At 61.2% G+C, this 7309-nt stretch carries 14 protein-coding genes; 9 read left to right on the forward strand and 5 right to left on the reverse strand.

Going from position 1 to position 7309, the window contains the following annotated elements:
- Positions 1–215: hypothetical protein (locus QZY67_RS11080; protein WP_295370319.1), on the reverse strand; the 215-nt coding region annotated here is incomplete at its 3' end.
- Between QZY67_RS11080 and sfsA the strand changes: the two genes are divergently transcribed.
- The 5 genes from sfsA (at position 201) to QZY67_RS11105 (ending at position 3522) form a co-directional block, all read left to right on the forward strand.
- Positions 201–926, forward strand: a complete 726-nt coding sequence (gene sfsA, locus QZY67_RS11085) for a DNA/RNA nuclease SfsA (protein WP_295370321.1) — start codon at positions 201–203, stop codon at positions 924–926. The genes QZY67_RS11080 and sfsA overlap by 15 nt on opposite strands.
- A gap of 192 nt (positions 927–1118) precedes the next feature.
- Entirely contained in the window at positions 1119–1559 is a 441-nt protein-coding gene (locus QZY67_RS11090; protein ID WP_294533443.1) for a LytTR family DNA-binding domain-containing protein, read from the forward strand.
- Between the two features lie 24 nt (positions 1560–1583).
- Complete coding sequence (locus QZY67_RS11095; RefSeq protein ID WP_294533441.1) at positions 1584–2027, forward strand: hypothetical protein; 444 nt, start codon at positions 1584–1586, stop codon at positions 2025–2027.
- A 155-nt stretch (positions 2028–2182) separates the two neighbouring features.
- A complete protein-coding gene (locus QZY67_RS11100; RefSeq protein WP_295370324.1) occupies positions 2183–2896 on the forward strand; it encodes a GNAT family N-acetyltransferase in 714 nt (237 codons plus the stop codon).
- A gap of 35 nt (positions 2897–2931) precedes the next feature.
- Positions 2932–3522, forward strand: coding sequence for an SGNH/GDSL hydrolase family protein (locus tag QZY67_RS11105; protein WP_294533435.1), 591 nt, complete (start codon positions 2932–2934; stop codon positions 3520–3522).
- A 1-nt stretch (position 3523) separates the two neighbouring features.
- On the opposite strand, the gene QZY67_RS11110 is transcribed toward QZY67_RS11105, so the two are convergent.
- Both QZY67_RS11110 and QZY67_RS11115 read right to left on the reverse strand, forming a co-directional pair.
- Positions 3524–3922, reverse strand: a complete 399-nt coding sequence (locus tag QZY67_RS11110; protein ID WP_295370327.1) for a DUF2752 domain-containing protein — start codon at positions 3920–3922, stop codon at positions 3524–3526.
- Entirely contained in the window at positions 3912–4265 is a 354-nt protein-coding gene (locus tag QZY67_RS11115; RefSeq protein ID WP_295370328.1) for a DUF4234 domain-containing protein, read from the reverse strand. Before QZY67_RS11115 ends, QZY67_RS11110 begins: the two co-directional genes overlap by 11 nt.
- Positions 4266–4360: 95 nt before the next feature.
- On the opposite strand from QZY67_RS11115, the gene QZY67_RS11120 reads away from it, so the two are divergent.
- Complete coding sequence (locus tag QZY67_RS11120) at positions 4361–5368, forward strand: asparaginase (RefSeq protein WP_295370330.1); 1008 nt, start codon at positions 4361–4363, stop codon at positions 5366–5368.
- Positions 5369–5451: 83 nt separating this feature from the next.
- On the opposite strand, the gene QZY67_RS11125 is transcribed toward QZY67_RS11120, so the two are convergent.
- Together QZY67_RS11125 and QZY67_RS11130 are read right to left on the reverse strand one after the other, a co-directional pair.
- Positions 5452–5640 carry a YlcI/YnfO family protein gene (locus tag QZY67_RS11125; RefSeq protein ID WP_295370332.1) on the reverse strand — a complete coding sequence of 63 codons (189 nt, stop codon included), beginning with the start codon at positions 5638–5640 and terminating at the stop codon, positions 5452–5454.
- Between the two features lie 49 nt (positions 5641–5689).
- Positions 5690–5878: a YlcI/YnfO family protein gene (locus QZY67_RS11130; protein WP_295370334.1), complete on the reverse strand. Its 189-nt coding sequence runs from the start codon at positions 5876–5878 to the stop codon at positions 5690–5692.
- Between the two features lie 103 nt (positions 5879–5981).
- Between QZY67_RS11130 and QZY67_RS11135 the strand changes: the two genes are divergently transcribed.
- The 3 genes from QZY67_RS11135 to QZY67_RS11145 all read left to right on the forward strand — a co-directional run bounded on the left by QZY67_RS11135 (position 5982) and on the right by QZY67_RS11145 (position 7250).
- Entirely contained in the window at positions 5982–6188 is a 207-nt protein-coding gene (locus QZY67_RS11135) for a hypothetical protein (RefSeq protein ID WP_295370335.1), read from the forward strand.
- Positions 6189–6334: 146 nt separating this feature from the next.
- Complete coding sequence (locus tag QZY67_RS11140) at positions 6335–6739, forward strand: hypothetical protein (RefSeq protein WP_294533419.1); 405 nt, start codon at positions 6335–6337, stop codon at positions 6737–6739.
- Positions 6723–7250 (forward strand): hypothetical protein, encoded by a 528-nt coding sequence (locus tag QZY67_RS11145; RefSeq protein ID WP_295370337.1) that lies wholly within the window; start codon positions 6723–6725, stop codon positions 7248–7250. Before QZY67_RS11140 ends, QZY67_RS11145 begins: the two co-directional genes overlap by 17 nt.
- Positions 7251–7309: the final 59 nt, after the last annotated feature.

Genomic DNA, 7309 nt, shown 5'->3' on the forward strand with positions numbered 1-7309 from the left:
CTCATGAAATTTTTGCCGACAATTTCATCAGAAATCGAGGTGAAAATTTCATGAAGCTCCTTCGAAAAAGTGGCGGAAGCCACTTTTTCGACAGACTGAGCGCCGGGCATCCGCCCGGCGCTCTTTTCCCGTCCCGGCGGAGCATGATGGTTTCCATCTTGGCCGGGCTGTGGTATCATATTCCGGAAGGAGGTGAGGCCATGCGCTATCACCACATCAGCCGGGGGACCTTCCTGGCCCGGCCCAACCGGTTTATTGCGCATATAGCCCTGGAGGGACAGGAGAAAACCGGAGATTTTGTAATATGCCATGTGAAAAATACGGGGCGTTGTCGGGAGCTGCTGATTCCCGGCGCCACGGTCTACCTGGAGAAGAGTACCAATCCGGCACGAAAGACCGCTTACGACCTCGTCGCGGTGGAAAAGGGCAGCGCGAAGGGCGGTCAGGGGACCCTCATCAATATGGACGCCCAGGCCCCAAATCAGGTGTTTGCCCAGTGGGCCAGGTCGGGAGAATTCCGGCCCGGGCTGACTCTGCTCCAGGGAGAGAAAACATGGGGGAATTCCAGGTTTGATTTTTACTATGAGTATTCTGAAAATGGGGAGATTCGCCGGGGCTTCGTGGAGGTAAAGGGGGTCACCCTGGAGCGGGACGGGGCGGTCTACTTTCCGGACGCCCCCACCGAGCGGGGCGTGAAGCACCTGGAGGAGCTGATGGCCTGCCGGGCCGCCGGATATGAGGCGGCGGTGTGCTTTGTCATCCAGATGGAGCGAGCGGCCTTCTTTTCACCCAACGACCTGACCCATCCCGCCTTTGGGGACGCGCTCCGCCGGGCCCGGGCGGCCGGGGTGGAGGTGCTGGCCCGCGCCTGCCATGTGACACCCGACAGCCTGACCATGGCGGGGGCGGTGGAGGTACGGCTGTAAGAGCGGAATATGCGGGGCGCGCCTCAGGAAAAGGCGCGCCCCTTTTTTGCGCCCATCCGGGCGGATCAAGGCGGGCGCCGTGTGCAGGTCAGGCGCCCGTCTGTGCAGCTTGCGTCTTGAGGGCTTGCGCCGGCCGGGGCGAGCGGGTACAATGCAGTTGCAGCTGCAAGGACCACACAAGGAGGTGCGCATATGCAGATCCACATCCAGGAGGACCCCGGACTGGCGGAGACCGAGGTGGTGATCCGCTGTCCGCGGACGGACGGTCAGGTGGCGCGGATGCTGGCGCTGCTGCGGGTGTTTGATCAGAAGCTGACCGGCGTCCGGGACGGAGAGACCTTCCTGCTGGAGGCGGCAGAGGTGCTCTATATCGACACGGTGGACAGGCGGACCTTTCTCTACACGGCCGGCGGCGTATATGAGACGCCGCTGAAGCTGTATGAGCTCTCGGACCGCCTGGCGTCTGTGGACTTTTTCCGGGCGGGCAAGTCTGTGGTGGTCAATTTCCGGCAGATCCAGTCCCTGCGGCCTGAGCTGGGGGGCAGAATGCGGCTTACCATGTCAAACGGCGAGCTGGTGTTCGTGTCCCGGCAGTATGTGCCGGAGGTCAGGCGGAGACTGGGCCTGCTCTGAGCGGTGCGGAAAGGAGTAAGCGGTATGAAAGCCTTTTTTTCTCATCTTGCCGGCGTCAAGACGGCGGCATGCCTGTGCTACACGGCCAGCATGCTGGCCTACGGGGCGGTCTGCCTCGCCATGGGGCTGGAGACTGTGGAGGTCATGATGGTATTTCAGCTGGGCCTGGTGTGCCTGCTGTGCGGCGCGATTCAGTATATTCTGTTCTCCGGCGCCGTGGTGCGCGCCATGCCCTACGGCCGCCGGGTGGCCCTGGCTCTGCCCGCATTTCTGGCGGTGGCGGCGGGCGCGGGCGTCCTGTTTTCCTGGTTCCCCGCCGCGGACTGGCGGGGGTGGGCGATTTTCCTGGCCGTCTTTCTGGCGGCCTTCGCCGCCATCCTGGCCGGGTTTGAGATCTATGCACGCATTACCGGACAGCGCTACGACGCCCTTTTGGCGCGCTACAAGGAGGAACACGGGGAGAAGTAGATATTTGAGGGCAGGAAGTGCCATTTGACAGGCGAAAAGGCAAAATCAAGGCACAAAATTATGAAAATACAACAGCGGTACGGACTTGCGCAGTCCGTACCGCTGTTGTATAATAAAAATTCATCCAATACAAAATAGAGCGGGAGGAACAGGCCATGCAGCCTGAGCTGGAGATCATCACAAAGGAGATCCCGACCAAAGGGAAGGGATACATGTATATCCGCCGGTGCTGGCCCGACCAGGTGGACAGCCTGATCCGGCAGGGCGCCCGGAGCCTGCTGCTCCAGGGCGCCACAGAGATCTACGCCGCGTCCAAGGACCCGGCGGCGCCGCTGGCGGAAGGCAGCGGAGAGGGCTACCGTCTGGAGTTTCGCTACGATATGCTCCGCCTGGAGCGGACCCTGGACGGAACTGTTCCACAGCCGGAGGGAAGGCTGAACCTGGAGCCCCTGAGTCGGGAGAAGGTGGGCCAGTGGCTGGCGCTGTACAACGAGTGCTTTTTCGACGTGCCCAACTCCGCAACCTTCGGCCGCAACGACCTGGAGCGGGTCCAGGCGGAGGGCAGCCGCTGCGGGCTGGCCCTGCTGAACGGCGAGCCGGTAGGGGTTTATCTGCTGGGGTTCCAGGAGGCTGACCCGGAGATCGAAGGCATCGGCCTGTGCAAGGACTTCCGGGGCAGGGGCCTGGGCCGGGAGCTGCTGCTCTCGCTGATGGCGCTTCTGGCGGAAGAGGGGTACAAGCGGACCTGGCTGAGCGTCTCCACCTCCAATATCCAGGCCTATCCCCTCTATCAGTCGGCGGGCTTTGTCCAGACCCGGCTGCTGTCCCACTGGTATCAGGTGATCTCCGAGGGGGATCTGCTGGCCTGACGGGCAGCGGGATACAGAGAGAAAAAGGTGAGTGTGTGAATCGGACCATTGTGGCCCTGGGGGACGGGAACACCCGTTACTTCCTGGGAGATGAGGGAAAATGCGGCCCTCTGGAGCAGGCGTGGCCTGCCCAGATGGAGGCCATTCTGGCCGCACTGGGGGCCAAGACCGCGGTGCGGAACGAGGGCGTACCCGGCGAGACGGCGGCTGACGCCAGGGAGAAGTTTGCCGCCCGGAGCGCCGGGGCCAAGCTGTGTATTTTGGGCTTTGGCATGGAGGACATCCGCCGGCCCGAGCGGACCATGGTGTCCTATCTGGCCGAGATGGAGGATATGTTCCGCCAGGCCAGGGAGCAGGGGATGGGGATCATTGCCCTGGGCATTCCCTGGTTTGACAAGAATTACGCCGGGGAGCTGGTGCAGACCCGGCTGCCCAAGTGGAACGCCGGCCTGAGCCGGCTGTGCGAGGCGTGCGGGGTGCCCTTTGTGGACCTGTACCAGGCCCTTGGGGATGACCCGGACCGGTGGTACGGCGAGCGGAAGCTGCCCCGGCACAATCTGTCCGCCGCAGGAGAGCGGAAGGTGGCCGAGCTGGTGCTCCCCCTGGCCCTGCGGATGCTGCAGTAAATCAGGACAAGCTCAGGGGCTCCAGATTCCGGGCAATTCCCCAGAGCAGGAGGACGGCCGCCATGCCCCACACCAGGGCGGACTCCCCTCTGCTGAAGGCGGACCGCCCGGTTTTTACATACCGGGCCGCCTGACGGGCCAGCAGCGCCGCCAGAACGGGCAGCAGAAGCAGCAGCACCGGGTTGGCGGCCCAGGCGGCGGAGAGATCCAGCGTCAGCAGCGCCAGGCACATCCGGGTGACTCCGCAGCCGGGACACAGCAGGCCCGTGAGCGCATGGAACGGGCAAGGGATGGAAAGACCAGTCAGCCCGGCAAAAACAGCATAGGCGAGCCCGATCCCCAGGATCAGGCCCGCCTGCAGAAGCAGCCGTCTCAGACGATGCTTCGCCTCAGAAGTCATCGCCGCTGAAGTAGTACTTGTTCAGCTCGCTCTGAATCAGGGCCCAGGAGATGATGGACAGACCGAAAATGGACAGAACCAGGTAGATGACAGCCTGGCTGCCGGTGGGGACGCCCCGCTGGGCCCGGGCAATGTCCAGCTTTTCACCCATCTTGTAGGACCAGTAGATGCTGTAAATGCCGCAGGTAATGAGGGTGAACACCAGAGCCATGCCGCCGCTGGTGCGGCCCATGCCGGTGACCTCGGTGGAGTCGTCGGTGAGGCAGACCATCCAGTAGAGACCGTAGATGCCGCAGGTGATGATGGTAAGAACAATGCAGATGGCAACGCTGCGCTGATGCATATAGCTTCCTCCATTCCGGTTGTTTTCTGCCTCCAGTATAGAGGATATGGGGAAGAATTGCAATTAAGAAATCCTTAAAAGAGGGATACGGATTCATGAAAAAGGTTTTGCTTCTCACCACCGGGGGCACCATCGCCTCCCGGCCCACGGAGGAGGGCCTGGCCCCCGGACTGGACGGCGGCGGCATGGCCGCGCGGCTGTACGGCCTGACGGACAGCTATGCCCTCACCGTCCGCGATCTGCTGAGCATGGACTCCTCCAACATCCAGCCTGAGGAGTGGCAGGTTATCGCCCGGGCGGTGTACGAGAGCAGGGGGGATTTTGACGGCATCGTCATCACCCACGGCACCGACACCATGGCCTACACCGCCTCGGTGCTCTCCTTCATGCTCCGGGGCATTGAGATTCCGGTGGTGCTCACCGGCTCCCAGCTGCCCATCGAGCACCCCCTCACAGACGGGCTGGAGAACCTGCGCACCGCTTTTGCCATGGCCTCCTCCGGCGTGGGCGGGGTATTCGTGGCCTTTGACCGGAAGGTGATTCTGGGCTGCCGGGCGGTCAAGACCCGCACCACCGGCTTTGACGCGTTTGAGAGCGTCAACTGGCCCCTGGCCGCCCAGGCCAGCGCGGCCGGGCTGCTTCTGCGGCCTGAGGCGCTGCCCGCCCCCAGCGGGGAGCCCTGCGCACTGCGGGACGCCCTGTGCCGGGACGTGTTCCTCATCAAGCTGACCCCAGGGCTCAACCCGGAGATCTTCGACATGCTTTTGTCCATGCACTACCGGGGCGTGGTCATCGAGGCCTTCGGCGCCGGCGGGCTCCACTTCATCCGCCGGGACCTCATCGCCAAGCTCCACGCCGCCGTCCAGGCGGGCATGGCGGTGGTGGTGTGCTCCCAGTGCCTCTACGAGCGCAGCGATTTCTCCCTCTACCAGGCCGGGCAGAAGGCCCTGGCCGAGGGGGTCATCCAGGGCTACGACATGACCACCGAGGCCGCTGTCACCAAGCTCATGTGGTGCCTGGGCCAGACCGGCGATCCGGAGCAGGTGCGGGCCCTCTTCGCCCGCAGCCTCTGCGGCGAGGTGACCGTGGACAAGGGAATCTGAAATACGAGATAAAAAGGCCGGCGGTGCAGTTCAGATACTGCGCCGCCGGCCTTTTGTATGCTCAGGGACGGGGAGGCGGGAGGCTATTCCTGTCCCTCTTCCTCCTCCCGGAGATTTTCCAGGGCCACCTTTGTGGCCTCAATGACAAAGGCGGAAAAGGAGATTTTTGTCCCGCGGATAGCCTCCTCCACCTGGTCAATCACATAGTTGGGAAAGCGGATGTTCTTTGGGGTGGTCCCAGGCTCGGCGGGCAGCTTGAATTTTCTCGTCATACTATCACCTGCTGTACAGATATCCCTTTGTTTTGACGCGGAGGGCAGACTATTCCTGGTTTTCTTCCTCTTCCCGGAGATTTTCCAGGGCCACCCGCGTGGCCTCAATGACGAAGGCGGAAAAGGTGACGTCTGTGCCCCGGATGGCCGCCTCAACCTGCTCTATGATGTCGTTGGGAAAGCGTACATTTTTCTGTGTGGTTTTGGGAACGGCGGGGAGCTTAAATTTTCTTGCCATGAAACATCACCTGCTACACAGTTTGTACTTTACATTGTGTAGTATTTTGTATATTATTTATGCATAACAGTTTAATATTAAAAAGTATAGCAGGTGTAAAAAGATGAAGCAGATGGACATAATTTTATCTAATATGATTCGCAGCGGCAAAGTGAAAGTGGAAATCCCGGGGATAGAGCATATCGAAGCGGCAATGCGGGAGGAGAGCCGACAGGTGCTGTGGGAAATAGCGGGGATTGTGTTCAGCGACGAGATGGAGGACGGGGAAAAGATTGCCCGCCTGAAGGAGATGCTGGAACCGCAGAAGTAAAAGCGTCCGGCTGACAGCCGCAGGATGCGTATGGCGCGGCCGGGAGAAATTACGCCGGAATCAGGGCAATCTTGATGTGCAAAAGGTTTTATGATATACTCTAACACGCACATTGACAAAACGTGACAATAAGGAGAGAACGCGATATGAAGAGGCACAGGCCGGCGGTGATCGCCGCTGTTGTGGTCATCCTCATTGCCCTGATCGGCGCTATGTACGGGGTCTACTCCCATTTCGCCCCCAAGGCGGAGGCGGGAGAGAAGCATATTACCCTTACCATCCGGTTCCCGGAAGAGGAAAAGACCTATGAGCTGGACACACAGGCGGAATACCTGCTGGAGGTGCTGGACTCCGTGGCCGAAATAGACGGCGAGGAGAGCGCGGAGTTCGGCTACACGCTCTATACGATTGACGGCGTAACCGCAGATTTCACGACGGACAGCGCCTACTGGGCAATTTACGTGGACGGGGAGTACGGCACGCTGAATCTGGCCAGCCAGCCGGTGACGGACGGCGGAAGCTACACCATAGCCTATGAGACCTATGCGTAACAGGCCGGCGCATCCGGCCCGCACCGTGACGGTGCTCGCGCTGTGCACCGCGCTGGTGTTCAGCCTGCAGGTGGCGCTGGCAGCCATACCAAACGGCGAATGCGTAACGCTTCTGTTCATTGTCTTTACCCTGTATTTCCGCAGGTACACCCTGTATATCATATATCTCTTTGCGCTGCTGGAGGGCGTCACATACGGCTTTGGAATCTGGTGGTTCATGTACCTCTATGTCTGGACCATCCTCTGGGCTATCGTGATGGTGTTGGGCCGGCGTCCGCGCCGCGCGTGGTTCTGGGCGATTGTAGCTGCGTTTTACGGGCTGTTTTACGGCCTGCTGTGCAGCCTGCCCTACCTCGTCGCGGGAGGGCCCGCCATGGCCTTTTCCTGGTGGGTCGCCGGAATCCCCTTCGACATTCTCCACTGCATATTCAATTTCGCGATTACCTTAATCCTCTTCAACCCGATGGACCGGTTGTTCGCCCATTTACAGGCGAGAGGCGCGCTTCTCTGAAAGGCGCGCCGCCGGAGGAGCAGAAAAACGGACGGCCGCGGTCACATTGACCGCGGCCG

The organism is uncultured Pseudoflavonifractor sp. (genome assembly GCA_904419835.1).
In the GTDB taxonomy this organism is placed as follows: Bacteria; Bacillota; Clostridia; order Oscillospirales; family Oscillospiraceae; genus Pseudoflavonifractor.